General features: G+C 51.6%; 23 protein-coding genes. 16 read left to right on the forward strand and 7 right to left on the reverse strand.

The genetic code is table 11. The features are described from left to right. Nucleotides 1-102 precede the first annotated feature (102 nt). The 8 genes from AAGA79_RS04605 to AAGA79_RS04640 are packed head-to-tail and all read left to right on the forward strand — an operon-like array spanning nucleotide 103 to nucleotide 6,524. Nucleotides 103-927, forward strand: a complete 825-nt coding sequence (locus AAGA79_RS04605) for a hypothetical protein (protein WP_411827602.1) — start codon at nucleotides 103-105, stop codon at nucleotides 925-927. Beyond that, the gene (locus AAGA79_RS04610; protein WP_411827603.1) at nucleotides 924-1,784 is read left to right on the forward strand and encodes an NAD(P)-dependent oxidoreductase; all 861 of its coding nucleotides are present in this window, start codon (nucleotides 924-926) and stop codon (nucleotides 1,782-1,784) included. The genes AAGA79_RS04605 and AAGA79_RS04610 overlap by 4 nt, the downstream gene beginning before the upstream one ends. A gap of 28 nt (nucleotides 1,785-1,812) precedes the next feature. Then, nucleotides 1,813-2,499, forward strand: coding sequence for a YgfZ/GcvT domain-containing protein (locus AAGA79_RS04615; RefSeq protein WP_411827604.1), 687 nt, complete (start codon nucleotides 1,813-1,815; stop codon nucleotides 2,497-2,499). Nucleotides 2,500-2,559: 60 nt separating this feature from the next. Continuing rightward, nucleotides 2,560-3,096: a hypothetical protein gene (locus AAGA79_RS04620; RefSeq protein WP_411827605.1), complete on the forward strand. Its 537-nt coding sequence runs from the start codon at nucleotides 2,560-2,562 to the stop codon at nucleotides 3,094-3,096. A 12-nt stretch (nucleotides 3,097-3,108) separates the two neighbouring features. Next, on the forward strand, nucleotides 3,109-4,401 hold the full coding sequence (locus AAGA79_RS04625) for a hypothetical protein (RefSeq protein ID WP_411827606.1): 1,293 nt from the start codon (nucleotides 3,109-3,111) through the stop codon (nucleotides 4,399-4,401). Between the two features lie 50 nt (nucleotides 4,402-4,451). Further along, nucleotides 4,452-4,871: a secondary thiamine-phosphate synthase enzyme YjbQ gene (locus AAGA79_RS04630; protein WP_411827607.1), complete on the forward strand. Its 420-nt coding sequence runs from the start codon at nucleotides 4,452-4,454 to the stop codon at nucleotides 4,869-4,871. Between the two features lie 50 nt (nucleotides 4,872-4,921). After that, nucleotides 4,922-5,764, forward strand: a complete 843-nt coding sequence (gene nadC / locus AAGA79_RS04635) for a carboxylating nicotinate-nucleotide diphosphorylase (RefSeq protein WP_411827608.1) — start codon at nucleotides 4,922-4,924, stop codon at nucleotides 5,762-5,764. A gap of 13 nt (nucleotides 5,765-5,777) precedes the next feature. Beyond that, the gene (locus tag AAGA79_RS04640; RefSeq protein WP_411827609.1) at nucleotides 5,778-6,524 is read left to right on the forward strand and encodes a biotin--[acetyl-CoA-carboxylase] ligase; all 747 of its coding nucleotides are present in this window, start codon (nucleotides 5,778-5,780) and stop codon (nucleotides 6,522-6,524) included. 234 nt (nucleotides 6,525-6,758) lie between these two features. On the opposite strand, the gene AAGA79_RS04645 is transcribed toward AAGA79_RS04640, so the two are convergent. From AAGA79_RS04645 to AAGA79_RS04660, 4 genes are all read right to left on the reverse strand, one after another. After that, complete coding sequence (locus AAGA79_RS04645) at nucleotides 6,759-7,163, reverse strand: helix-turn-helix transcriptional regulator (RefSeq protein ID WP_411827610.1); 405 nt, start codon at nucleotides 7,161-7,163, stop codon at nucleotides 6,759-6,761. A 63-nt stretch (nucleotides 7,164-7,226) separates the two neighbouring features. Next, nucleotides 7,227-8,288, reverse strand: coding sequence for a response regulator (locus tag AAGA79_RS04650; protein WP_411827611.1), 1,062 nt, complete (start codon nucleotides 8,286-8,288; stop codon nucleotides 7,227-7,229). After that, entirely contained in the window at nucleotides 8,285-10,894 is a 2,610-nt protein-coding gene (locus AAGA79_RS04655) for an ATP-binding protein (protein ID WP_411827612.1), read from the reverse strand. Before AAGA79_RS04655 ends, AAGA79_RS04650 begins: the two co-directional genes overlap by 4 nt. A 109-nt stretch (nucleotides 10,895-11,003) precedes the next feature. Continuing rightward, on the reverse strand, nucleotides 11,004-12,272 hold the full coding sequence (locus AAGA79_RS04660; RefSeq protein ID WP_411827613.1) for a class I SAM-dependent methyltransferase: 1,269 nt from the start codon (nucleotides 12,270-12,272) through the stop codon (nucleotides 11,004-11,006). Nucleotides 12,273-12,954: 682 nt separating this feature from the next. Here AAGA79_RS04660 and AAGA79_RS04665 point away from each other — a divergent pair. The 4 genes from AAGA79_RS04665 to AAGA79_RS04680 are packed head-to-tail and all read left to right on the forward strand — an operon-like array spanning nucleotide 12,955 to nucleotide 15,951. Next, nucleotides 12,955-13,557, forward strand: a complete 603-nt coding sequence (locus tag AAGA79_RS04665; protein ID WP_411828210.1) for a peptidylprolyl isomerase — start codon at nucleotides 12,955-12,957, stop codon at nucleotides 13,555-13,557. Between the two features lie 21 nt (nucleotides 13,558-13,578). After that, nucleotides 13,579-14,316, forward strand: a complete 738-nt coding sequence (gene plsY / locus AAGA79_RS04670; protein ID WP_411827614.1) for a glycerol-3-phosphate 1-O-acyltransferase PlsY — start codon at nucleotides 13,579-13,581, stop codon at nucleotides 14,314-14,316. Then, entirely contained in the window at nucleotides 14,313-15,314 is a 1,002-nt protein-coding gene (locus AAGA79_RS04675) for an NAD(P)H-dependent glycerol-3-phosphate dehydrogenase (RefSeq protein WP_411827615.1), read from the forward strand. The genes plsY and AAGA79_RS04675 overlap by 4 nt, the downstream gene beginning before the upstream one ends. Nucleotides 15,315-15,330: 16 nt before the next feature. Continuing rightward, a complete protein-coding gene (locus tag AAGA79_RS04680; RefSeq protein WP_411827616.1) occupies nucleotides 15,331-15,951 on the forward strand; it encodes a YqaA family protein in 621 nt (206 codons plus the stop codon). On the opposite strand, the gene AAGA79_RS04685 is transcribed toward AAGA79_RS04680, so the two are convergent. From AAGA79_RS04685 to AAGA79_RS04695, 3 genes are all read right to left on the reverse strand, one after another. Then, nucleotides 15,935-17,233 (reverse strand): MFS transporter, encoded by a 1,299-nt coding sequence (locus AAGA79_RS04685; protein ID WP_411827617.1) that lies wholly within the window; start codon nucleotides 17,231-17,233, stop codon nucleotides 15,935-15,937. The two genes, AAGA79_RS04680 and AAGA79_RS04685, sit on opposite strands and share 17 nt — an antisense overlap. A gap of 49 nt (nucleotides 17,234-17,282) precedes the next feature. Continuing rightward, nucleotides 17,283-19,040, reverse strand: coding sequence for a DEAD/DEAH box helicase (locus AAGA79_RS04690; RefSeq protein WP_411827618.1), 1,758 nt, complete (start codon nucleotides 19,038-19,040; stop codon nucleotides 17,283-17,285). Between the two features lie 78 nt (nucleotides 19,041-19,118). Next, the gene (locus tag AAGA79_RS04695; protein ID WP_411827619.1) at nucleotides 19,119-19,679 is read right to left on the reverse strand and encodes a DUF1287 domain-containing protein; all 561 of its coding nucleotides are present in this window, start codon (nucleotides 19,677-19,679) and stop codon (nucleotides 19,119-19,121) included. A gap of 83 nt (nucleotides 19,680-19,762) precedes the next feature. Here AAGA79_RS04695 and AAGA79_RS04700 point away from each other — a divergent pair, with 83 nt between their 5' ends. The 4 genes from AAGA79_RS04700 (at nucleotide 19,763) to AAGA79_RS04715 (ending at nucleotide 25,356) form a co-directional block, all read left to right on the forward strand. Next, the gene (locus AAGA79_RS04700; protein ID WP_411827620.1) at nucleotides 19,763-21,085 is read left to right on the forward strand and encodes a class II aldolase/adducin family protein; all 1,323 of its coding nucleotides are present in this window, start codon (nucleotides 19,763-19,765) and stop codon (nucleotides 21,083-21,085) included. 572 nt (nucleotides 21,086-21,657) lie between these two features. Beyond that, complete coding sequence (locus AAGA79_RS04705) at nucleotides 21,658-21,933, forward strand: hypothetical protein (RefSeq protein WP_411827621.1); 276 nt, start codon at nucleotides 21,658-21,660, stop codon at nucleotides 21,931-21,933. A 55-nt stretch (nucleotides 21,934-21,988) separates the two neighbouring features. After that, nucleotides 21,989-23,317 (forward strand): TolC family protein, encoded by a 1,329-nt coding sequence (locus AAGA79_RS04710; protein WP_411827622.1) that lies wholly within the window; start codon nucleotides 21,989-21,991, stop codon nucleotides 23,315-23,317. After that, nucleotides 23,314-25,356: an efflux RND transporter periplasmic adaptor subunit gene (locus AAGA79_RS04715; RefSeq protein ID WP_411827623.1), complete on the forward strand. Its 2,043-nt coding sequence runs from the start codon at nucleotides 23,314-23,316 to the stop codon at nucleotides 25,354-25,356. The genes AAGA79_RS04710 and AAGA79_RS04715 overlap by 4 nt, the downstream gene beginning before the upstream one ends. Nucleotides 25,357-25,362: the final 6 nt, after the last annotated feature.

Raw genomic sequence — 25,362 nt, forward strand, 5'->3', positions numbered from 1 at the left:
CGGTGGGATGGTCAAGTGGGTGTGGGTTCTGAATGGAGTTTGGGCGAAGATTGGTGTGAATTGGCCATTGCGAAGGCATGAAGGAGGTGCCATTTTTTACCCATGAAGTTTCATATATCTTTATTGTTCAGCGGTTTTCTCGCCGGGAGTGCATTTGCACAGGAGGGAGCGGTGCGGACTGAGGTCCCCGAGGATTTGCTGAGCGATGATCATGTGCGAGCGGAACTGGGGGTGAATGAGTTCACTGCCCCATCGATTTCCAAGCTGTTTGATACGCTTCAGTTTCTGATGCCTTTGCCGCTTATTGAGACGCAGCGTGAGACGAGTGAGCGGATGCCGCTGGATCGTGCCGATCTTGCTATCGAGCTAGGATTTTTGATCGCGGATGGCTTCCTCATCGTGCAGGCGGGCCAGATGGAAAAGGTGGAAGGGATGGCTGCTGAAATGACAAGATATGGCAAGGCGCTGGGTGCGGGTGACCGGATCAACCGGCATGCGGCAGGTCTTCTGGAAAGTGCGAAGGAGCAGAATGTGGAGCAGCTAAAGAAGGAGCTGGCATCGACCCAACGTGACGTGGAGGTGGAACTGGTGAGACTGAGAGATGCGGATCTTGCGCATTTGATTTCCCTGGGTGGATGGATCCGCGCGCTGGAGGTTTCCACGGTCGCGGTGGATAACCAATTTTCTCCGGAGCGTGCGAGCAAGGTGATGCGTGAGGATATCGCGGATTATTACTCGCAGAGTGTTGCCGGGCTGGAGCCAAGGATTTCCGAGCGAGAGAACTATATTGATATCCGCAATCTACTGGCTGGATTGAGACACGAGATGGTTATGGAAGAAGGCCAGGATCCGACACCGGAGAAGATCAAGGAGATCCGCGAGCAGGCGGCCGAATTGGTCAAACTGGCGCTTCAGCGTAAGAAGTGATTTCAGGCACTGGTCCGATGAAGAAGGTAGCTGTTTTAGGATTGGGAATCGTGGGATCCCGAGTGCGGGAGAATCTGATAAAAGCGGGTTATCCTGTTTCCTGTTGGAGCAGGACTTTCCGTGAATTGGATGGCGAGACCAAGACTCCCGATGAGGCTGTCGAGGGTGCGGATTTTATCTCGATGTATCTGAAGGATGTGCCGATGACGCGGGAGGTCTTTGGAAAGATAAAAGGGTCGCTGAAGGGTGGATGCATTCTCCTGAATCACTCGACGATCAATCTATCCACTACGCTGTGGTTGGCCGAACAGTGCAGGGAGATCGGATGCAAGTTTCTGGACGCGCCGTTTACCGGTAGCAAGGATGCAGCAGCCGAAGGGCAGTTGCTTTACTACCTGGGCGGTAGCGAAGAGCTGATTGACGAGGTCAGGCCGGTCCTGCAAGTGAGCTCCAAGGCCGTAAAACGATGTGGAGATATAGGTGCTGGTACGGTGGTAAAACTGGGCACAAACCTGATCAGTGCGAGCTACGTGCAGGCAATGAGCGAGGCGCTGGTGATAGCAGAGAAGAACGGAGTGGACCCGAAGGTGTTTGCTGATTGTGCGATGGCGAATGCTTCCGGATCCAAGATGATGGAGATGAAATATCCACTAATGCTGAAGGGCGATTTCGATGCGCATTTCACAATGTCAAATATGCTGAAGGATAGCAAATATGCGATGGAACTGGGGGAATCGGTAGGTGTGGATCTTCCCGGGATTTCGGTGGTTTCCGCCCAGATGGAAATGATGTGTGAGCGTGGGGACGATGATTTGGATTATTCGGCGTTGGTAAAGGCGCTCTGGCAGAATAAGTAAGTATAAATTTTAAAATAGGATCAAAATAATGCAGATGGATTTGGGGGAAACCCCGGGAGTTCTTGAGTTTACCGGACCTGATGCGGTACGATTTCTCAACGGGCAGGTGACCCAGGATGTGCGGCTGGTGATGGGTGGCACAAAGGTGCTGCCGAGTTGCGTGACCGATGCGAAAGGGAAGTTGCAGTTCCGGATTTGGCTGGCAGGAGCTGGGCCTGAAGCTGTTGTGGTATTTTGCCAGGAAGGCGCGGCAGAAGATCTGGAGGCGAGGCTTACCCGGTATCTGATTGCCGATGATGTGGAGGTGAAGGACCGGACCCGGGAGATTTCGACGAGAGATTTTGATTTCCCGGATACTTTGGATGAGGAGGCTCGGATCAAGGCTGGCTTTCCAAAATGGGGGGCGGAGCTGAAAGAGGGAATGTTGCCGCCTGAGGCGGGGCTGGATACGACTGATATTTCCTACAACAAGGGCTGCTATATCGGGCAGGAGGTAATTTCGCGGATCAAGAGTGCCGGGAAGGTGAATCGGACACTGACGAAGTTGAATTTCGAGGCGGAGGTGACTCCCGGGGAGATCCTGAATGGGGAGGGTAAGGTTTGCGGCGAGGTGACGAGTGTTTCAGGAAATATCGGACTGGGATATCTGAAGCGGAACGTGGACGGTTCGGGCGAACTACTGCGCGATGGGGTGGTGGTAACAATAAGGGGTTGATATGAATGTGCCAGGAATTCGCTTCTTGCGGGCTGAAGTGTTCTTGTGGAGGATCGCGGGATGAAGACATTAAAGTTTTTTTGCTGTCTGTTGCTCACTTTATCGGTCTGCTGCGGAGCTGACGATATCGGGTTTGATGCGGTGGATGGACCGAATGTCCGTGTGACGAAGCACGACGATGGTTCGCGGACGATTTTCAAGCGGAGCCCGGATAACCGTACGCTGACGAAGAAGACTTTCACTGCAAACGGAGTGCCTTTCCTCCTGACGGTTTACCGGATGGATGAGCATGGGAATCCTATGAATTGTAAGATTTACGACGGGCAGAAAAACGAGATGTATAAATCACGCTATGGCTACCGGAAGCAGGACGGCCTACTGGTGGAAGAGCAGATGTTCGACTCCAGAGTGAAGCGGATCGATCCGAACACGGGTGATGAAATGCCGGTTAGAAGATTTATCTACACCTATGATGCTCTGGGAAACCGGAGTGCTCCGATTTCGATAACGTTGACTCCGGGTGCGACTGCCGAGGATGTCTATGGAGGACCGAGTGCGCTGGAGGTGAACCCGTTCGACCTACCGCCGGATAACTAGAATTTTTCCACGATGATTTCGGCAAGACAATTGCTGCCGCTCTTGGTTGGAGCTGCATTCGGTACTGGCGGATGGATGTATGGCTCTCGCGGCGCGGGAACTTCGACATCCGGAAATGGGGCGACTGCGGACGATCGCTTGCGCATAGCGAGTGAGGAGATTGAATTGCTTCAGCGGGAAAACGAGTCATTGAGGTCCCTGGCGCAGGGTGGTGGAGAGTTTGCCGTGCCACAGGAGATGATTGACCAGGTGCAGGAGGATTACGGTCTGGAATTTCTGGCGAGTCCGGTGGTTCATATGGTGGCTGGCGAGGAACTGGGCTACAGGATAGAAGCGGCGATAGAGAGCCGCATGGGGCCACAGGGTATCGATGACCGGCAGGAGGCGTTCCAGAGAATAGGTTGGTTGGATCCGGGAGATAAACTTTTAGAGCAATTGGTGGCTATCAAGTCGGTGGGCGCGAAGGGGTGGTTTGATGAGGAATCGGGTGATGCCTGGGTGACGGACGATTTCGATCTTAAGAATATTCCTGACCAGGCTGTTTTGCTGAGATTGCTGGTTCGAGTTCTGCTGGATCAGCATTTTCCCGATTCTTCGGTGTATCCGGGAGACGATGCTGCGCGGGCAAAAGAGGCTCTGCATGCCGGAGCTGCATCGGGGGCTGAATCAAGGTTCTATGCAGCGAACGCGAGGGCAATTGGCTTCTTGCCGAGCAACGAGAACAGTGCGGCGGCAAGGCTGCTTTTGGTGCTTTCCGAGTTCATACAGGGGCTAACGATGTTTCCGGCCATGGAGGGAAAAAATCTCGCGGATACGCTCTACGTGAAGGGAGTTGAAGAGTTTTCGGATGGAATGAGGAACTTACCGGAATCGACCTTTGGCGTGGTGTTTCCGAATGCTGAGAAAAGGGGAGGTAAGGTAGATTTTCCGGAAATAGAGGATGAGATTTACCTGGAGGAAAGTGCCGGATACCTAGGGATTCGTTTGTGGATTTCCGAGCTGGGCGATGTGGGTATCGCCGAACAGGTGGCCAGAGATTGGTCAAAAGACGGATATGCGCTTTTCGCCGATGGAGAAGTTTCCACGGGGTTGATGTGGAAGGTGGAGTTTCAGACGGCCGGATCAGCGGATATTTTTCAGGAAGCTGCTTTGCAAAGGGCGGGAGCGATGGCGGGCCTCGAATCGGCCGCGGAACTTGGTGTCTTGATAGAGGCTACAGATGGTAGGTTTTTCCGGGTTGAGAGAATATCCGAGACATCTGTGAAGTTTGTGAATGCAGCAAAGCGGGATACAGCAGAATTGTAGTCCAATCACTCCTGGCTTTTCATCGATTGTGTATGCGTCATAATTGATTTATGAAAATTTTCACTGACGAGCTGAGGTTGCAGACGAGCGGGAAGGGTACTTACGAAATCAGCGATCAAGTTCACCGGGTAATCCGTGAATCCGGTGTTTCCAATGGCCAGGTTACCGTGTTCCTGTGTCATACGAGTGCGAGCCTTATCCTAATGGAAAACGCGGATCCTACGGCCAGGCGTGATCTGGAGCGTTGGTTTGATAGATTGGTGGACGAAAATGATCCGGATTTTATCCATACGCTGGAAGGACCCGATGATATGCCCAGCCACATTCGTATGGCGCTTACACGATCCAGCGAGGTGATTCCAATTATAGATGGAAACATGGTTCTGGGGACGTGGCAGGGGATTTTTGCCTTTGAACACCGTCGTGCACCGCATAATCGTCGGATTGTGGTGACTGTAATGGGGAAATAAGTTTCGAAATAGAAAATTTCAAAATTAGGAAAGAGAAGATAGATAGAGGTATGTCGCACAAGCTGATCATGATGGCGTTGGAGGAGGATATCGGTGATGGCGATGTTACTTCTGAATATTTCATTCCTGAGAATCGGGTATCCAGAGCTTTTGTAACTGTGAGACAGTCAGGCGTGGTTTCCGGTGTGGAATTGGCAAGGGATGTTTTCCTGGAAGTCGATTCAGATCTGGACGTGAAGATGCTGGTCGAGGACGGGAGCAAGGTTGGTGCTGGTGCCATGCTTCTTAGGGTGGAGGGCAAGGCACGATCAATTCTCACTGCGGAGCGTACAGCATTAAATTTTCTCCAGAGGCTTTCCGGTGTGGCGACTATGACGTCCCGGTATGTCGACCTCGTGAAACACACGCGGGCCAAAATTCTGGATACGCGCAAGACCACTCCTGGATACCGTTTGCTAGAAAAGAAGGCGGTGAAGGATGGTGGAGGGAAGAACCACCGCATTGGCCTCTTCGACCGCGCGATGGTGAAGGATAACCATTTGGTGGCGGAAGGTAAGCTGGAGCAATTGCAGGAGGCAATACGGCGCCTGAAATCAGACAAGCCTCACGTGGAAGTAGAACTTGAAGCGGATAATCTCGAGCAGGTTTCCGACTTCCTCACGCTAGATGGGGTGGATCACATCCTGCTGGATAATATGGGTTTAGAAGAGCTGACCGAAGCAGTGGAAATGCGGGAGAGGGCTCCCAAGGCAAGATTGGAAGCCAGTGGGGGCGTGAATCTGGAAACAGTCGTAGGAATTGCAGAGACTGGAGTGGATTTTATCTCCGTGGGTACTTTGACCCATTCCGCTCCGAGTCTGGATATCGGTCTGGATTTTGTAAATTTGGACTAGGTCTGCACGACGTATGAATGAATTCAGCGAAGTGGCGCCCTTCATGCCTGATCCATTTCGGATTTTATGGAGGGAAAAGGTTTCCTCTACGAACGATGAGCTGCAGAAATTGGCGGAGTCCGGGATGGGTGAAGGGTTGATTCTGATATCGGAAGAGCAGACCGCAGGTAGGGGTAGGAGGGGGGCCGAGTGGTTTTGTGGGAAGGGGGACGGATTGGCTTTTTCAGTTTTGTTGAAGCCGGTGGCTGCGAAGGCATTCTGGTATCGCCTGGCTCTTACCGCGGGTCTGGCAGTAGCGGAGGCGCTGGAAAGCTATGTGCCATTGGCTGAAATCAAGTGGCCCAACGACGTTCTGGTAAATAATAAGAAAATTGCAGGAATTCTAGTTGAAGCGGGCAGCAGCTATGTAGTGCTGGGAATAGGGATCAACGTGAACACAATGAACTTCCCCGATGGGCTCAATGCGACCTCGCTGGGCAAGGAGTCCGGAAACCAGGTTTCCCGTGCGGATGTCTTGCTGAAGATCGTTCAGCGGCTGGGGAACTATGTGAACAGGATCGAATCTGACTTTGAAAGCATTCTGGAAGGGATCCGCGAACGTTGTGCGATGGTCGATTGCGAAGTTACCATGAAATCGGCTGGAAACCAAAAGAATGGAATTCTCAGAGGGATCGGCAATGAAGGGGAATTGCTTCTGGATGTGAAGGGAAAGATAGAGCGAATCTACCAGGCCGATGAGCTTCGCCTGGTAGAAATTTAGATTTACTTAGAGGTAAATATAAGTTAAAGAGAATTTATGAAATATCTAATTCTGTCAATTTCGGTTCTTGCAATGGTTTCCTGCAACACATCTATCGGCGTCTGGAGGGATACAAAAGTAGGTTACAATTGGACAAAAGAACGGATCCAAGGAGCTGGCAGCGCGAGCTCGGACGAAATGGAGTACGAATATGGAGCTCCAATCTACTGAACGTAGAAGACCTGCAATGTAGGGCTAGTTTGACCAACCAAGCTGAGTCATGACGCGCTCAGCTTGTTGGTCGCGATAGCTTGAAGGACCAATTTTGTAAAAATCGCGAAACTCCCGGTAGAAGTCCTTTTGGGACATGAAGCCGAGGTATTCTCCGATATCCTTAATCGATCCATCACCTTTGAGGATGTTTCGCGCAATCACCATACGCTCAAGTTTTAGCCACTGTTTGGGGCTAATTCCGAGTGTCTGATCAAACATGCGGCGAAGGTGTCTGGGTGAAACATCAGTGGCTTCACAAATCTTATCGATGCGGAAGCGACAGATCAGTGCCAATTTTGACATCGGCACCATTTCACCCGAAGGACGTGTATACAGGAGTTGCCCATCCTTCTGGATGATTTTATGTGGCAGGTGACTCGCAGGCATAACTTTGCTCACTTATAGAGAGAAAAATCAGACAGTCAAGGAGTTACGGGCTTTTCCGCTTTTTTAGAGCATTCCGAGAGCTGTGGAAATGAGTAGTTCGTCGTCGATGATCCATTTCACAGTCTCGCTACCGCAATCCTGTGCTTTGTTTTTGGAAGCTTCCGATCTTGGAGATATGATTAGCTTACTGGTGGAAGCTCTTTCTCTCACGACGGTGTAGCCGCGATCATAGATGGCCATCACCGAGGCGAGCACTTTGGCTGCTTTCTGGGATGATTCTTCCTCAACTTCATTTCCCAGAATAACATTCAAGAGATTTGGAATTGGATCTTGGCCGAGTGTAACGGTGGCTGTTTCAGACTCATAAGATGCATCGTTGGCACCGGCATTTTGGAGTGCTGCATTGAAGTTATCTATCCTGTCCTTGATATCAGCTGGTTCCATTGCCGATGGAAGCGAGGATTCAAGTAGTGAGGCCAATTTCAACTGTGTAGCGTGAACTTTCGCAAAATCAGGTGAAGAGAAGTCGCTTATTGGATTGGGGGAAAATTCCGGAGAGGAAATTCCGAGCCGTACGAACGATGAGATGGCCTCCGCACAATTTGCAGATGGAAGGCGTGAGCAGACTGGAACAAATGCAAATGCTGCCAGGCGATTCGCGGAGAGAATGTTTCCAATGGCTAGCATTTTTGCTCCAAGGAGGGAGTCCCGCTCATGCTTGATGATGTAGAATTCCATCGCGCGGCGAAGGGTAATTTCCAATTCCGGAATATCCCATGGCTTGGTGACATAGCGGAAAATTCCGCCCTGGTTGACGGAACCGATCGCGGCATCGATATCGGAGTAGGCAGTGGACAGGATCTTGATTACATCAGGATAGTCGTCCGCGATTTTGGAGAGGAAGCCCACACCTGTCTCATTGGGCATCCTTTGGTCGGTAACAATGATGCCAATGTCATCAGCGTGCTTGTGGAATACTTCCAGAGCTTCGACTCCATCTTCAGCTAGAAGGATACGGAACTTCCGTCCGAATAGACGTTCGAAGTACTTTCGTGAGTTAGCTTCATCGTCGACGAAGAGTATGGAGTATCGCTGGTAATCGTAGGTATCGTTTTCCTGATTCATGTTGTTGGATTATTATGAGTTTCCGGCTCTAGGCCTGGTATGTCTGAAAATGTTGTCTCAGGTTTGTCATCTGGTGAGGGGAATAGAAGCCGTATTTCTGTAAAATCATGGGGGCGGCTATCAACATGCACTATAGCATCATGATCCCTGAGAATTTGATGTGAGATTGAAAGGCCAAGTCCCATACCTTGGCCGATGTCTTTCGAAGTGAAAAACGGATCAAAGATCTGGCGGAGGTTTTCGGCGGGGATACCTATCCCGTTGTCGCGGACAATGATTTCCGTGCCGTCTCCTTCTTGTCGGGCGGTGACGGTGATCATTCCCGGAGGGTTCGGCTCGATGGCGATTCGCTCGCGAATGGCATCTATGCTGTTCTGAAGAAAGTTTATGAAGACCTGTATGAGCTGGTTGGGGTTGGCGAGGATCTGTGTCGATTCCTGGAATTCAGACTTTATCTGAATTTCGCTTCCAAGCTGATGATTCATCATACGAATCGCTTTCGATAGAATATGATGAGGGTCAGAGATTTCCTTAGGAGAAACCGAGGCTTCATCATGCGTGAATTGACGTAGGTCGATCACAATCTGTGAAACCCTGCCTATGCCTTCGGTGATATCCTTGATGGTATCCTTGTAGCTATCCTTCTCGTCGGCTGGAAGGAATTCCGTATAGGTCTCAAGAAGATGAAGCCCTACATTGGCATAATTCAGAGGATTATTGATCTCATGGATGATTCCGGCACTCATTCGTCCGAGCGCGGACAGTTTTTCATTTCGAAGCATGAGAACTTCGTTTTCTTTGATTTTCTCGAGTGCGCCTTTTAGCTCCGTATTCATGTCGGACATTTCACGGCGGAAGCGTCCCATGAGAATCTGATTCTTAAGGCGGAGATCAAGCTCGGCTATGGAGAAGGGCTTTGTGAGGAAATCACTTGCGCCTGCCTGTAGAGCTTCGAGCTTGGTTGTCTCATCTGCTCTGGCGGTAAGGATGATGATAGACATCTCCCGTGTTGAGTGATGTTCACGGATTTGTTTGCACACCTGCACGCCGTTGAGTTCAGGCATCATGTAGTCAAGCAGAGCAATCTGCGGACGATGCTGCTTGGCTAGAGCAAGGGCCTCCGCTCCATCGGAGGCTTCGATGACATCCACGTTCTCCATCTGCATTTTAAGAAGACGTCGGATGTCGGACTCATCATCAGCTATTAGAACGAGAGGTCTGGCCGAGCTCTCACGGACACCAAGGACGGGACTGCTTTTTCCTTGGTATGCATTTGATATTGCAGACTTCTTGTGTTTGGAAGGAATGGAAAGCGCAGCTCTCCGGTGGATCTCTTCGATACCTCTTCCTGTTTCCAGGGTATCCTCGATGATTTCCTTTTCAGAGCCCGGATCTATCGGGAAATGAATTTCAAAGCGTGTGCCGCGTGGTTCATTTTTCGAGACTTTCACGGTTCCTTTAAGGGACTCCACAACGGACCTTACCAGGGCTAGACCGATTCCTGTTCCTTGAAATTTACGGGTCGAGGAGGTATCGACCTGCCAGAAGCGGTCGAAAATCCGCTCCATTTTCTCTTCAGGAATTCCAACACCGGTATCAGTCACCGAAAGATCGAGCGTATTCTGCTGGATGTTGAGCAATACTTCGATGTTCCCGCCTGAAGGCGTGAACTTGATCGCGTTGATAACGAGGTTAAGGATGATCTTATCGAACTTATCACGATCTATTTTGACTACAGGGTGCTTGGTATCGCACTCCCAGTTTAAGGCGATATTGTCCTGCTCTGCCAAGTGTTCGAGAGACTTCATCACACCGGAGAAATGCGGCTCCACCGGCGTGGCTTCAAAACTGAGATCCGCGTGACCGGTATCGAATTTCACCAGATCCAGAAGGTCGTCGATGAGTTTCATCAGACGAAGGCCGTTCTGATCCAAAAGTTCGGTCATCTCGCCAATCTTTGATGAAGCACCCATTTCAGCTGCTGTCTGGGTGAGACGTTCAGTGATTCCGAGCATGATGGTCAGCGGAGTGCGTAGCTCATGGCTGATGTTGGCAAAGAAGCGAGTTTTTGCTTCGTCGAGTTCGCCGAGCTTTTCGTATTGTACTCGAAGGGTTTCGCGGGAGGTTTCCACCTCTGCGCGCAGTGCGAATTCACTTAGGCGGAGCCTTTCGCTGAAATAGCTGCCGACGATTACGAAGATTCCTGTTACACAGAGAAAGTAACTATTATTGAAAAGGATACGGAAGTTCGACTGCTCTGGCGCGGCGATGGAAAAAGCGAAGTAGCCGATTACACAGGCGATCGTCATATAAACCGACCGCCTGAAATTCCACCTAAGGAGGAGAGATAGACCCAGTAGAACCAGATTCAGACCAGCGTAGTAGATGGAATTTCCGCCACCGGTGAAGAATATCATCACACAGATGGATACCATCGGTAAAATAGCTACCCAGCTTGCTATGAACTGGTTCCATCTTACACTAGTCGTCCGTTTTAGCTCGAAATAGACGAGAACCAGTCCCAAGGCAGCTATTAGTCTGATCGTAGAGAACAACCAGAGGTGCTGTGGAAAAACGAAGATGTCGAGCGAGAGACCGGCAATCATGAATATCGCGGCGACCAGTGCGGCCCGCCTAGAATTCGTGATTGCGACCTTCCGTTCGTAGGTCCTGAACGATTGGACTACACTGTCCGGAATCGTCGAAGGGGTTGACTCAATTGCTGCCAATTTCAATCTCAAGGAAAAGGTTTACGCCGGTGGAGTCAGCTTTGATGGATGAATATGTTACGGGGACATTATCTGGGATGAGATCTTCCATCTCCGCGTTGTCACGGTAGATGAGATTCCATTCCATGACGTATTCCATCCAAGCCTTACGTGGGTTGCTGGCAGCAACGTTGGTGACAATCACCCGTCCGCCTGGTCGGACCATTGTGCAGAAGAGCTCCACCAAACGCTTGCATACCCGCTGTGAAAGATAGTCGAAAAGACCGGCGCAGTAGACGACGTCATAATCACGGAAATCCTCTTCTCCACCCTGGGAGGCGGCACGCAGCAGTTGGTGAACCGAGCGCTGGAAGTAGCGAACGCGTGTTTCCCGGCCGCCGCTCATCCGTGCTTCGTCAATTCTGTTGCGCGTATATTCCAGTGTCTCCGCATTGAAATCAAGAAGGTCGATTTCCGCCAGATCAGCTTCCTCGCATTCGCTGAGGAAGCGCTGTACTTCTACAGCAGGGCCGCAGGCAAGGTTGAATACCCGGGTTTTTCCTTTTGCCACTCGCTTTCTGCATTCTCCCTGTAGCATTTCCACCAGAAAATCGATTCGGTTCCGGTGAGCTACAACCGGTTCGGTATTGAGGAGGGCGTAGTTGAGAATTTTCGCGAAAGCTGAGGATCCCTCATAGGGGCTCCGGAGCATCATATTTACCATCTCATAATCTCCAGCGTAGCCCAGGGGCTTAGTGTAGGTGCGGAAGAGGAAAGGGGAGCACAGCACGATCGGGTGCAGCTGCCTACGGACGTAGGACTTATGAACAGGAATGTCGTTCTCTCCGATTTCCATGGAAACTTCCTCGAAGCGCTGCATCGAAGGTAATACCTCCGAGACCACGCGCTCCTCCACTTTGGAGAAAATCTCTCTCTCCATATCCTCACGGCTACGTGTGACTGTTGTGCGGATCCCCACGTCGATTCCTGTGAGCCATTGCTGAACGCCGGAAAGCATGCTCGTAAGGTCGGCGACTACGATTTTAAAGGGGTCGTTCACTTGATTTTCGCTTTTCCACCCTGTGATGAAATCCGCGAACTGGGCCTTGAGGTCCTGTGTCTCCACGCTCTTTGCCAGATCGGCTGTCATCCCGGCCAGGAAATCAACCTCCACCCACCCTTCGTCCAGCATCGCCTCGCAGACGAGAACGATCCCGGTGTTGAGCAAATTGCTTACTACGGCCTTGCCGTTATATAGTAGGCGCTTAGAAGCCATAATTTTGAAGTCCGAAAGTACCTCGGACAGCTGGAGGATACTGTATGGATTATATACTTCGAAAACTACGGAGTAGCGTTTGATCCTGAGAAGATTCGCAGTGAGTTCAGTGCCTTGACTGTTCTTACAAGTGATGAAACTGCGCGATGATTTGGCCTGTTTTAAATCCATTTGAAAATTGCTGTTGGCAGGACATTGCAGATTCGGGAAATTTTCTCAAGTTGCTTGCGCTCTGGGAGCAACAAATATTCAAAATAGCCATTTCATGGCCGTTTTTGGATAGTCATGGCCGCTTTTAGGTAATCAAAAAATCTTTGAAAAATAGAATTTTCGGTTACCTTATTTTCAACAGAGACGATCAAGCGGTTCGCCGGGAGAGAATCTTTGTTACATATCCTAGCTTTCGAAATTCGACTTATGGTTGATATGGTGTGATCCGGGGGGAACCCGCCAAACGCCTAAGTTCAGAGTCGAAAGCACTTTGGGGGAAATGTGCAATAGAGGCGCGAGTCGGCAACGATTCGCGCCTCCTTCATTTTCTAGAATACGGCCGAATTGGTGTGGTTGTGAATTTGACGGATTTCGGGGCTGTTATGACTCCTCTTGCCAAGGCGCAATCGAACGCTTAATCCTCCCCGTGATGAAAACCAGAATCGCAATTTTTACAGCCATCTGCTGCACCATGCTCTCCTCCTGCAAGGCAGAAGAGAGTGAGTCCTCGAATTCCGAACCTGCGGCCGCTGTAGCGGGAAGCACCGTCAGGTTGAAGACAAGCGAAGGTGATATTGTTATCGCACTGGATCCGAAAAAAGCACCAGTCACGGTTAAGAACTTTCTAAAATACGTGAACAAGGACCATTACGATGGAACTGTATTTCATAGGGTGATTGACGGTTTCATGATCCAGGGCGGTGGATTCGAGTTGAAAGGCAAGGAGCTGATCGAGAAGTCGACCGACGGAGGGATCAAAAACGAAGGTCAGAACGGGCTTAAAAATCTAGCGGGAACGATTGCCATGGCGCGGAAGCCGGATCCGGATAGCGCAACGGCGCAGTTTTTCATCAATGTTTCCGACAATGCCGCCTTGGACTACCCGAACAACGGCGGTTATGCGGTCTTCGGTAAAGTTGTTGAGGGCATGGACGTTGTAAATAAAATCAAGAGTGTAAAAACCGGAGAAGGCCAGATCGGCATGCTCAATCCTTCAAACGGTCAGGTTTTTAAAACTGTGACAGGGGATGTTCCTCAAAAGCCGATCGTGATCGAAAGCGCATCAGTCGAGTAGGTCTTTTTTTTCCAAACTATTATGCAACTCTGGCTCTGCCCATTATTCGCTTTTCTGCTAGGTTCGATCCCGTTCGGACTATTCATCGCCAAGGCGAAAGGGATTGATATCCGTCAGCATGGTTCCGGTAACATCGGAGCTACAAATGTGTTTCGTATCGTTGGTAAGAAATACGGGATAAGCTGTTTGTTTCTAGATCTGCTGAAGGGTTTGGTTCCTGTGGTGCTGGCGATCAATCTGGTGCAGATCGAAGGCAAAGGCATTGTAATACCGCTTGGATTTCTGGAGCCGTTTGCACTGAAACTGGACGTGGCCGATCAACTAAAGGGTCAGCTTGTGCACGTCATCACCGCGCTGGCCGCCGTACTTGGTCATAATTATTCGCCATGGATCGGATTCAAGGGAGGCAAGGGGATTGCCACTTCCGCGGGAGTTCTGATCGGATTGATGCCGATGGCTGTATTGATTCTGGTAATCATTTTCATCCTAACACTAGTGGTGACACGATACGTGGCGGTGGCGAGCATGGTAGGGGCAGCTTCCTTACCAATTTTGACACACATAGGCGCTAGATTTCATAAATCTGATGATGGAATAAGTCTTTGGGATGCAGGCACGTGGAATAAGCCGTTGTTCTTTTTCTCATTGCTGATCGGCGTACTTGCGATCTGGAAACACCGGTCGAACATCCGGAGACTTATCGCTGGGACAGAATCGAAATTCGTCTGGGGTAGTAAGAAGAAATCAGAAATAGTATGAAATTTTCCTCTGTCGCAATCGTTGGAACAGGCTCATTCGGGACTGCTGTAAGTACGCTGCTCGCGCCGAAACTTGGGCAGGTGATTCTTATCGGCCGCAATGCCGAGATCGCTAAGTCCATCAACGAAAGTCATCGCAATCCCCAGTATCTATCTTCGGTGGGTCTTGCCGAAAATGTTACCGCGTGCACAGAGCTGGACGTTGTTAAGGATCATTCCTTGATAGTGTTTGCTGTTCCTACGGGCGCTACCCGGGATTGCGCGGAAATGATCAAGGGTATCGGAATATCGAAGGATACGGTAATCCTCTCATGTGCGAAGGGGATCGAGAAATCCACCGGGGAACGCATGAGTGAAATTCTTTCCGGTATATTTCCTGAAAATCCTGTCGCGGTTCTTTCCGGACCGAATCACGCGGAAGAAATGGCGATTGGCCAAGCTACCTGCGCAGTGATCGGTTCAGAGGATATGTCTGTGGCAGAAAGCTTGCAGGATCTTTTTACACTCCCTTTCTTCCGGCCATACACCAGCAATGATCTGGCTGGGATCGAACTCGGTGGTGCAATCAAGAACGTCTACGCAATTGCCGCCGGCATATCTCACGGGCTCGGCCTTGGGGATAATGCGGTAGCTGCCCTGGTAACACGTGCTCTTGCTGAAATGAGCCGCCTTGGGACTGCTCTTGGTGGTAAGATCGAGACTTTCGCCGGCTTGTCCGGGGTGGGTGATCTCATAGTTACCTGTTTTTCAGAGCATTCCCGGAATCATCGGGTAGGGCTGGCCCTTGGAAAGGGGCAAACGCTTGAAGAGGCCATCCAATCGCTCGGTATGGTGGCGGAAGGGGTTCCAAATACACTTTCCATCCATGAAGCTGCGCGTAAGGCAGGGGTCCGCACCCCGATTATCGATGCAGTATATTCCATTTTATACGAAAACCAACCTGCGGCCCGGGCCATGCAGGACCTGCTCTCCCGCGATACACGCACCGAGTGCGAATAAGAAATCTCTCTTTTAAATGACTGCTGAAATCACCGAGGTAAAGAAGCCGAATATCATCCGTCGCCTGTATGCTTGGACCGTTTCGTGGGCAGAGCACCCGGCGGGAGCCTGGGCCCTGTTCTTCATTGCATTCGCAGAGTCCTCGTTTTTCCCGATACCGCCGGATATTTTACTCATCGCATTGTGCTTTGGAGCTAAGGATAAGTGGCTGAAATACGCTCTCATCTGCACAGCAGGTTCGGTTTTAGGCGGGATCGCGGGTTGGGGGATTGGCTGGGGTCTCCGCGAGTCGGTTGCGGAACCCTTGATGGCCGTCTTTGACAAAAGCGGGCACACGCAGGAAAAAATCGAGGGATGGTATGATGTATATGGGTTTTGGGGTATCCTCATTGCCGCCATAACGCCGATTCCCTACAAGGTCTTCACCATCTTCTCCGGAATGGCCAACTATAGTCTACCGTTGTTGATCGGAGCTTCGATCATCGGCCGGGGCTTCCGCTTTTTTATTGTGGCTGCATTAATCCGTATCTTCGGGATCCGTGTCCGTCCTTTCGTAGAGAAACACCTGGAATGGTGTTTTGTGATCGGAACACTCTTGCTGATCGGCGGAATCGTGGCGATCAAGTTTCTACGGTAGTCCGTTTCAGTAGCCATTTTCCCCATAGCAGGAGGCTGAAGGTAAGAATGGCGTAGAAGGGCACTTGCCAGAAGAGAGCCTTCGTTAGAGCTGCTCCCGAGGTTCCTTCTGGTAAACTGGCCAACAGTCCGGAAAAGCCCAAGCTGAACGCACCGTAGCCTAGATTGAAGGCTAGGCCTTTCACCGAAAGTACGGTGGCACGCTTCGAAGATTCCGCCTCTCGATTCAGTGATCGGCTCATCGTGAAACCGAGGAAGCTCATGGTCATCATCAACATCATAGAAGGTATCAGGCACCAATATGAATTTGCCGGGACCAAGCCGCTCAAGCCAATGAGCCCAGCTGATGCAATGATTCCGAAATTTGCCAGCGGACTGAATCTTCTGTTCAGCCATGAGGCTATCGTGGGAACGATGATACCTCCCAGGCCTACGGCAGCTCCGATAAAGCCGAATGACCACTCAGGTAGTTCGATCAGGCGATAGTAACTGCTGGTAATTGTCGCAAAGTTCCTGATGACGGAGTCGATGGCTAGGCCGACAATGACAAAAACCCGGGTTTTTGGATTCGAGAAGACCCATTTAGCAGTCTTCATAGTCAATTTTATTGCCCGCTTGCACGCTTTCCAGAAGCTGACGTCATGAACCCTCCTCGGCTCGACCATAGAGAGGGTGATCGCGAGGCAGGCTATTCCTTGTAAGAGCACTAGAGCAATGGGAAGCCGGTGGGCCAATGTGAGCGGAATCTGTAAATTCTCCGGAAGGAAACGATTAAGTATCGATGAATCATACATTAACCCACCGATGATCATGGCTATGACGAACGCAATTGCGCGATAGCGCATAGCCTTGGAAAGAACTTCATCCCATAGATCGTCTTTCTCACCGTCCGGGAGGGAATCATACGCCAAGGCCTCATCAGCACCGCTGGCAGCTGCTTCGGAAAGTCCGGAAAGCAAGCGATTGATAATACAAAGGCCAATCAAGATCCAGCCTCCATCCTTAGGAGCGAAAAGCAGGCAGCCCATTTCCAGAATCATCAGCACTGCTGCTGCCACCAGAAGAGTCTTTCTACCAAGCGTATCTGCTAATGCGCCTGAGGGGACCTCGAAGAAGAAAATCGTGAGCGCCCATACCAGATTCAGTAGAACGTATTGATCCAGGGTGAGCCCAAGATCAAGAAACAGGACCGCGAGTATCGGATAATACGCACGCGCATTATAGAGTGTGGTGAACCAGACGTATTTTGTCGGGTTACCACTGATATCCACATTCTCGCTCATTTGCGGCGAAACCTATACGCCTCACCGCAAAGCGAAACCTCGAAAGCAATTATGCTTGGTTCGGGCCACGGTCGTGGTCCATGCGGAAAGTTTTACCACGCAGCTTGGCATTCCGTGTTTTCTCGATTGCTTGGTCGGCAAGTCCTTCAGGAACATCAACCAGGCAATGTTTCGGGAAAAGGGTGATGCGGCCGAGGCTACCATCAGGAAGTCCGCCTTCGCGATACATCATGCCGACGATATCCTTTGGCATTACGCCCGCACCTTTTCCAAGGGAGAGGAAAAGACGTGTCATGCCACCCTCAACCGGGCCGGCGTCGCGTTTTCCACTGCGCTCGTATGGCTGACCACCACGGTCATCGCCGCCACGGTCACGGCGCTCACGCGGTCCGCGATCTTCACGACCACCACGATCCTCGCGGCCCCGGCGATCGTCACGGTCATCACGACCGTTACGGCGCTCATTTCTAGGGCCATCAGGCTCACGGTCTTCCTGAATTTCAGAACCTTCGCGGCCGCTTGCTTCACGAAGAGTCGTGATAAGTGCTCCGGCGATATCGGTAGGGGTGTGGCCTTGCTCGAGAAGTCGGTCGATATTTTCCTGATAGGAATCAAAGCTTCCTGTCTCGAGGCGTTCCTTGAGTTGTTCGAAAATGAGATCCGCGCGGCGGCCTTCGACCTGCTCCACGGAAGGGATTTTCTCACGTTTGATGACTTGGCGTGTGTAGCGCTCGATCGATTGGAGACGGTAGATTTCACGTCCGAAAACGAAGCTGACAGCTCGGCCGGAGCGTCCGGCACGACCTGTGCGGCCGATACGGTGAACGTAGTCTTCCTGGTCGGTAGGAATGTCGTAGTTGAAAACGATGTCGATCTCTTCGATATCGAGTCCGCGTGCGGCAACGTCAGTTGCTACCAGAAGCTCAACAGAGCCGTCACGGAAGCGTTTCAGCACGCGTTCACGCATTTGCTGGGTAATATCGCCGTGGAGGCGGTCCGCAGCGTAGCCGCGGTTGACGAGTGCCTCTGTGCATTCGTCCACGGAGCGTTTGGTATTGCAGAAAATAATGCCCAGACGCGGTGGGTTCATGTCGAGGATCCGTGAAAGGACTTCAACCTTCGAGCGGTTCCGCACCTCGAAGTAGGATTGATCGATGGTGGAGACGGTTTTCGCCTTCTGCTCGATTTCGATGAGTTCCGGATCGTTGCCGAATTTTTTGATGAAACGGGATACACCCTGATTCATGGTGGCAGAGAAGAACATGATCTGACGCTCCTGCGGGAGGGCGGCGAGAATTTCGTCCATTTCCTCTTTGAAGCCCATGTCCAGCATGCGGTCGGCTTCATCGAGAATTGCCATTTTGATACGGTCTGCTTTGAAAGATCCACGTTTGATGTGGTCTAGAAGGCGGCCTGGTGTGCCGACCACGAGCTGGGCTCCATCGCGGAGGGCACGGAGTTGGCGGTCGATTGGTGCACCACCGTAAACAGGTGTGGCGTGAAGGCCTTTCATCTGTGAGCCGAGGCGATTGACCTCTTCACATACCTGAACCGCGAGTTCGCGGGTCGGGCACAGGATAAGAACCTGTGGGTAGCGTTCGTTAACGTCGATTTTTGTGAGAGCAGGCAGTGCGAAGGCGGCTGTTTTGCCGGATCCAGTCGCGGAAAGGCCGAGAATATCTTTCCCCTCTAGTGCGGGAGGAATGCTTTTTGCCTGAATTGGAGAAGGCTTTTCATAGCCGAGTTTCTCAATCGCGGCGAGCAGGTCCTCGGGCAACCCGAGTTCGGAAAAGGGAGGTGTGTCCATAAAAGAAATCCGCGACTTTCCGCGGGAACGCGGACCATTGCACTGTTTTTAAAAGAATATCAAGCTCCGATTCAGTTTCTAATCGTTCAAACGGTAGTGTCCGGTCATTGGAAAGCTCTGCAGACGGTTCTCTTCGCGGGTGCCACTGCCGATGTTGTGGATCACCAACGGGAGCCCTTTTGAATCGGCCTTATCGCTTACAATCATTATGTGTGGTAGGTTTGGGGGCACAGTGCAAGTCACTATGTCACCCGGTTGGAACTTACTATTTGCAGGGAGCTTCTGATGCTTTCTGGTGAAAAAAGCCATCAGATTGGGCACGCGGCGGTGATCAATATTTTTATCGGTTCCCGAGAGTCCCCATATTTTCGGGTATTTCGAGAAATTGGCTTTCATGTCCTCATGAACGAGCTTTTGAAGGTCCATTTCCAGCCCATCTCGCAATGCACGGATCACCACATCCGTGCAGACTCCGCTTTCACGGGAAATATCTCCTCCCGGATAATCCATGCTCACGTAAGCCGGATCATATTTCACAGTCACTCCGATCTGTTCGCGTGCCGCGCCCACTATTTTTTCCCCGGTTCCGCCGGAGCAGAGACCAAGCGTAAGAAGCCAAAAGAAGAGGAAAATTTTCATTTCCCATTAGAACATAGGAAAACAAAGCTCAAAGCAAGCTCCCCTCAGGGAGAGAGTTTTTCGGTGAAATCTTTCTGGCATCCGTGGATCTTCCAGACAAGCTGGTGGATATGAATTTCGAGTTACTCCATCCCCGCGATCAGATTCAGCTTACCATGGCCCGTATCTACGGGCGGGAAATGACGACTACATCCGGAGGGAATATCTCCGTTCGTGATGAGGATGGTAATATATGGATTTCGCCGGCACGCGTGGACAAAGGGAGTCTTACCCGGAGGGATATTGCGAAGGTTTCCCTAGACGGTGAGCAACTCGAGGGACCCCATCCGCCTTCCTCAGAGTGCCCTTTCCATTTGAGCATCTATCGAGCTCGCCCGGATATCAAAGCGATCATCCATGCCCACCCCAGTGCGCTGGTAAGTTTCAGTATCTGCGGACAAGTACCGGATACCCGCGTTTTTCCGGAGGCCTGGAACGTTTGTGGAAAGGTAGCCTTTGCCCCGTATGCACTGCCCGGGAGTCAGAAACTCGGCGATAACATCGCGGCTGAGTTTGCGAAATCGGACGATACGCTCTGTGTGGTCCTTGAAAATCACGGCGTAGTCGTAGGAGGAGACGCACTTTCAGATGTGTTCAAGCGGTTTGAAACACTCGAGTTCACAGCGAAAACAATCATCCAGGCCAGTAATCTGGGTGACTTCAAAACTATCGATGACGCAGGAATGAGTCTGGCAGAGGCTAGGTTGCCGGATTTACCAACCGCACCGGGAAAGGCTCCGTGCAGTCGTGAGCGGGAACTACGCAAGGAAATCTGTGATTTCATGCATCGCGCCTATGAACACGGCCTGGTCACCAGCACATGGGGGAGTCTATCTGCGCGCATTGATGGAAACTCTTTCCTAATAACTCCATACCGGGTGGACAGGCGTTCCCTTGATATTGAAGACCTGATAGTTGTTCGTGATGGCTGCTGCCCGCCGGGGACTCGTCCAAGTAGAGCGGTACATCTGCATGCGGCGATTTATGCAGCACATCCGGAAATGAACGCGGTCATCAATGCGCTGCCGGTAAGTGCCACAGCTTTCAGTATCAGTAAGGAAGTCCTTGATACCCGCACGATTCCCGAGAGTTATCTTTTCCTGAAAGATGTCCCGAAAATTCCTTTTGAAGATGTGCTGACTGCTCCGGAGAAGGTAGCTCAGGCAATGGGACCGGATAATCCCGTCGCGCTCCTTGATCACAATGGGGCGTTCGTGGCGGGGAAGACGGTTCTAGATGCTTTCGATCGGTTGGAAGTTCTGGAGGCTACCGCGGAAGCTATTATTCAGGCGAAGCCGCTTGGTGCGATCACTCCCATGCAGGACGAGGTTATTGAAGAACTGGTCAGCGCGTTTGGTAGAGTGTAAAAAATATTTGAAATATTTCCACAGAAGATCACTCTACCAACTGCAATGACTTTCCGCCGGTTTACCGCAATCCTACTTGGAGTATTACTTCAGGTATCGGTTTTTGGTGGTATTTCATTCGCAGCTAACACGGATACTGTCCGACATGCCACTACGTGTGGCTGTTGTGATTTAGTTGACCAGTGCCCGTGCGCGAGCTCCACGGATGATCAGAAGCCTCCTCTTCCGGCGATTCCTTCGAGTAAGGACACGAAACCCTCTTTCGTGGATCATTCCGAGCCGGAGGTCACCGGAAACGAGACTCGCGCGGGACCACTCTCCGAGCAAATTTGCTCGGCTTCGTTTAAAGGATTTTCAGGCTACGCCGGAGTTTCTATCTCCGTGTCATACTGCCGCTTTACTATCTGATTGTTAAATCGCGGGCGTATTGCGCCCTCATTCTGTCTGCACGTCTTCGGCGCAGGCTACCTGTAGTTGCAGAAGCTCTTTTTTGAGCCCGACTACCATCGAATTCAGAGAAATTCACTATGAGTTTCTGATTCGTAACTCCTTAACGATCAATTAGTAAAATTATGAAAAATATCATCAAAATCTCTCTCGTCGCTTTTGCGTCAATCTCAGCTATTTCTTGCAATAAAGAAGCAGAATCCACTGTGGAAGTGGAAGCCGCCACTCCGTATCCATTGGAGGTCTGCTCGGTTTCCGGTGAAAAACTTGGCTCCATGGGGGAGCCGGTGGTGAAGAACTACGAAGGACAGGAAGTGAAATTCTGCTGCAAATCCTGTGTCCCAGAATTTGAAGAAAATTCCGCCCAGTATCTTGAGAAAATCGAGACTGCAGCCAAATAGGAATCGAACCCTTGAGGAGCCGGCGTGCGAAAAGCGCGCTGGCTCCACTTACTCCATGAAATTCCAATATCTACCGGAACAGCTTTCTGTTCTGCTGGTCTCCCTCGTGCTCGCATCTTGTGCGGATACCGCGGAGGGCCCGTCTGGAAGCTCGGCTTACAGCGCTTCGGAAATCCCTGCGGAAAAGCTCAGTCCACGGATTTACTCGGTAGGCTCCGGCAGTCCGGATAAACTTGCCGAACTGGCAGCCCAACACAATCCAGCCATTGTAGCACTACGCTATCGGGCGGAACGTATGGAGGCAAAAGTCCCGCAGGAAGCAGCTTTGCCTGATCCCATGGCCAGCATTTCGGGTGGGTCCATGGCGGAAACAGCAGCAGGGCGGGTAGAAGGAATGGTCGGTGCATCGCAGAAAATTCCCTTGCCCGGGAAGCGTAATGCCGCCAGCCGCGCCGCCAGTCATGAAGCTGCTGCCGTCCGTGCAGAGGCGGATGCCATGGCACTGAAGGTCTCCGAACAGGTCAAAAGCGCCTGGTGGGACTATTATCTCGCAGAGCAGACCATCTCATTTACCCGGGAAAATCGCGGACTCCTGTCTTCCATTAAAGAAATCATAGCCACGCGGATAGAAGCCGACTCCGCTGCACAAGCGGATCAGTTACGGATAGATAACGAGATTTCGATACTCGACCGCGACTTGAAAGATCTCGAAAAAGTCAGGTCATCATCGAAAGCACGGATTAATTCCCTGCTGAACCGCCCGGCCGGATCCACGTTGCCATCGCCGCGCGCGCCTTCTATCCCCGCCACTTCCAGCCTGGACAGCCTCATTGCCCGTGCCGAAGCAACCCATCCTGATATCAACGCTGCCGAGCAACGGGTGAGTGCTTTCAACGAACGACTCCGCAAAGCAAAATTGGAGCGTTTCCCCGATCCTACGGTGGGCGTGACATATTCGCCCGTTTCAGGATCCGGACTGGCCGGGAGCTCGAATGGACGTGACCAGGTCTTTGCCACCCTTGGTTTTAACATCCCGCTCTGGCAGGAGCCACGCAGAGCCATGGTCCGCGAGGCCTCCGCCGGTATTGCGGAAACAGAAGCACTTCTCCAGTCCTCACGCGCCGAGATTCGTTACCGCGTGGAAGACGCCTACTTTCGCGCGAAAACCGCCCGTGAAGTCACAGCTCTCTATCAGGATCGTCTCATTCCATCCGCAAAACAGGCAGGGGAGGTGACACTCACCGGTTACTCCTCCGGTGAAAGTTCGTTCACTGATGTCATCGGCACACAGCGCGAGATCCTTACCTACCAACTCCAGCTTATCAAAAGCCGCGCCGAACTCGGCAAAGCAATCGCAACACTAGAAGCCGCCGCTGCCTTATGAAAAAATTTCTTCCTTCCAGGTTTCCCGCTCCACGGAAACTAATCACAATCCTCATCCCGATTTCTCTGTTTGTTTTCGGGTGGTGGTTCGGACTTCCAGCTTCCGAGAAATCCGATTCCACCGCAGGCAATTCCGCTTCGGAGACGGTATGGACCTGCTCCATGCACCCCCAGATCCGCCAGCCGGCGCCCGGGCTTTGCCCGATTTGTGCAATGGACCTGATTCCACTGGAGGGAGGAGAAGCCGGCGGCCTACGCCAGGTTTCTGTAAGCCCGGAGGCTTCCGCGCTGCTGGATCTTCGTGTTTCGCCGGTTGTAGCACTTTCGGAAAATGATCATCACGCGATTTCGGTCTTCGGGCGAATAGCTCACAACGAACGCCTGACCACCTCGATCAGTAGCCGCATCGCCGGTCGTATCGAGAGACTGTTCATCGACTACACGGGAATTCACGTCCACGAGGGAGATCCATTGGCTGAGTTATATTCTCCTGAAATTTACCTCGCGCAGAGGGAGCTCATCGAGGCACGGGATGCGATGACTGTAGGTCCGGCCACGCTCCGGAACACACGTCGCAAAATTTATGAAGCAGCATTGCGAAAGCTGGAATTACTAGAAATTTCACCTCAGGAAATCTCAACGATTCTCACTGCGGAAAATCCATCGGATCGGATTATTATCCGCTCTCCACAATCCGGCCGGGTCACTGCAAAATTGGTTAATCAGGGGGATTATATTAAAACCGGCCAGCAACTGTTCACCATTTCGGATCACTCCACAGTCTGGCTGAATCTCGAAGTCTATGAGGACCAACTCCCATTAATGACCGAAGGGCTGGAGGTCGACTTCACTATCGAAGCTATACCTGGCGAAGTATTTTCGGGGAAAATCGCATATATCGATCACCTCATAGATCCCCTCAAGCGGGTAGCTCAGGTCAGAGTCGATGTTGAGAACCCGGAGGATAAAATGAAACCCGGTATGTTCGCCAGCGCCAAGGTCATGGCCTCATCGATACCACCGGGTATGGGGAGCGAAAATCAGCTGGTGACCATACCGGAATCAGCAATTCTCAGGACCGGGGAGCGTGCCGTTGTCTATGTGCGGGTGCCGGGTGTGGATCCGGTCTTTGAAGGGAGGGAAATCCTGCTGGGGGCAAAGCTTGGTTCGCGACAAATTGTCATGATCGGGCTCGCGGAAGGTGAACTCGTCGTGACCAATGGAGCATTCAAGCTCGACTCCGAACTCCAACTCAAGGCACGGCCATCGATGATGAATCCGGATGCAGGGTTGGTTGAGAAGCCGGCGCATGAGGCACCCGAGGATCTCGCAGGTCAGTGGCAGCCAGTTCTTCGTGCGCTCGGGCGGCTGCAAAGGGCGGGGGAATCCGCAGTCATCGCAGGTGAGATTTCCACTATGAAAATGGCTGTGGAGAAGGTTTCCACCGATACCTTCCAGCCGGAACTTCTGGGACTTTGGACAGAATTTTCAAACCGACTCCGGATCGATCTCCAAAACGCAACAAAACAACTACCTGAGAACCCGACGGGCGCGAAATCGATCGTGCGCCGGTCAGTCGAAGAAGCAGGGCGATACCTCGGGTTACCTTCGGGTGCGATGGCGGTCTCGCCTGTGGATCAAGCCACCGCTGCAAGGCTTCAAATGCTGGTGGAAGCTTACCTTCCTGTTGCCAAGGCTCTTGCCGCCGATGATCCGGGACTAGCTGCCGCAGCTGCGCTCGATTTCAGCGAAGCTGCCGATACAGCAGAGCTCAGGGAGCCGGCCGTACTAATTTCAAATTCCACTGATTTGAAAGTCCAGAGAGCGGCATTCGAAGAGATCAGCAACGAACTTATTTCGCAAATTCGCGCAAACGGTCTAGACCGTATCGGAAACGCCTACGTCATACACTGCCCGATGGTCGGTAGCAACAAGGGCGCGGATTGGCTCTCATCCGTACCGCAGGTTCTCAATCCGTATTACGGTGCCTCAATGCTCGATTGCGGCTCCATCACCGAGACTCTCTCACTCGGGAAGTAGTTAGAT

Origin of the sequence: Luteolibacter sp. AS25, assembly GCF_046736275.1 — a bacterium.
In the GTDB taxonomy this organism is placed as follows: Bacteria; Verrucomicrobiota; Verrucomicrobiia; order Verrucomicrobiales; family Akkermansiaceae; genus Luteolibacter.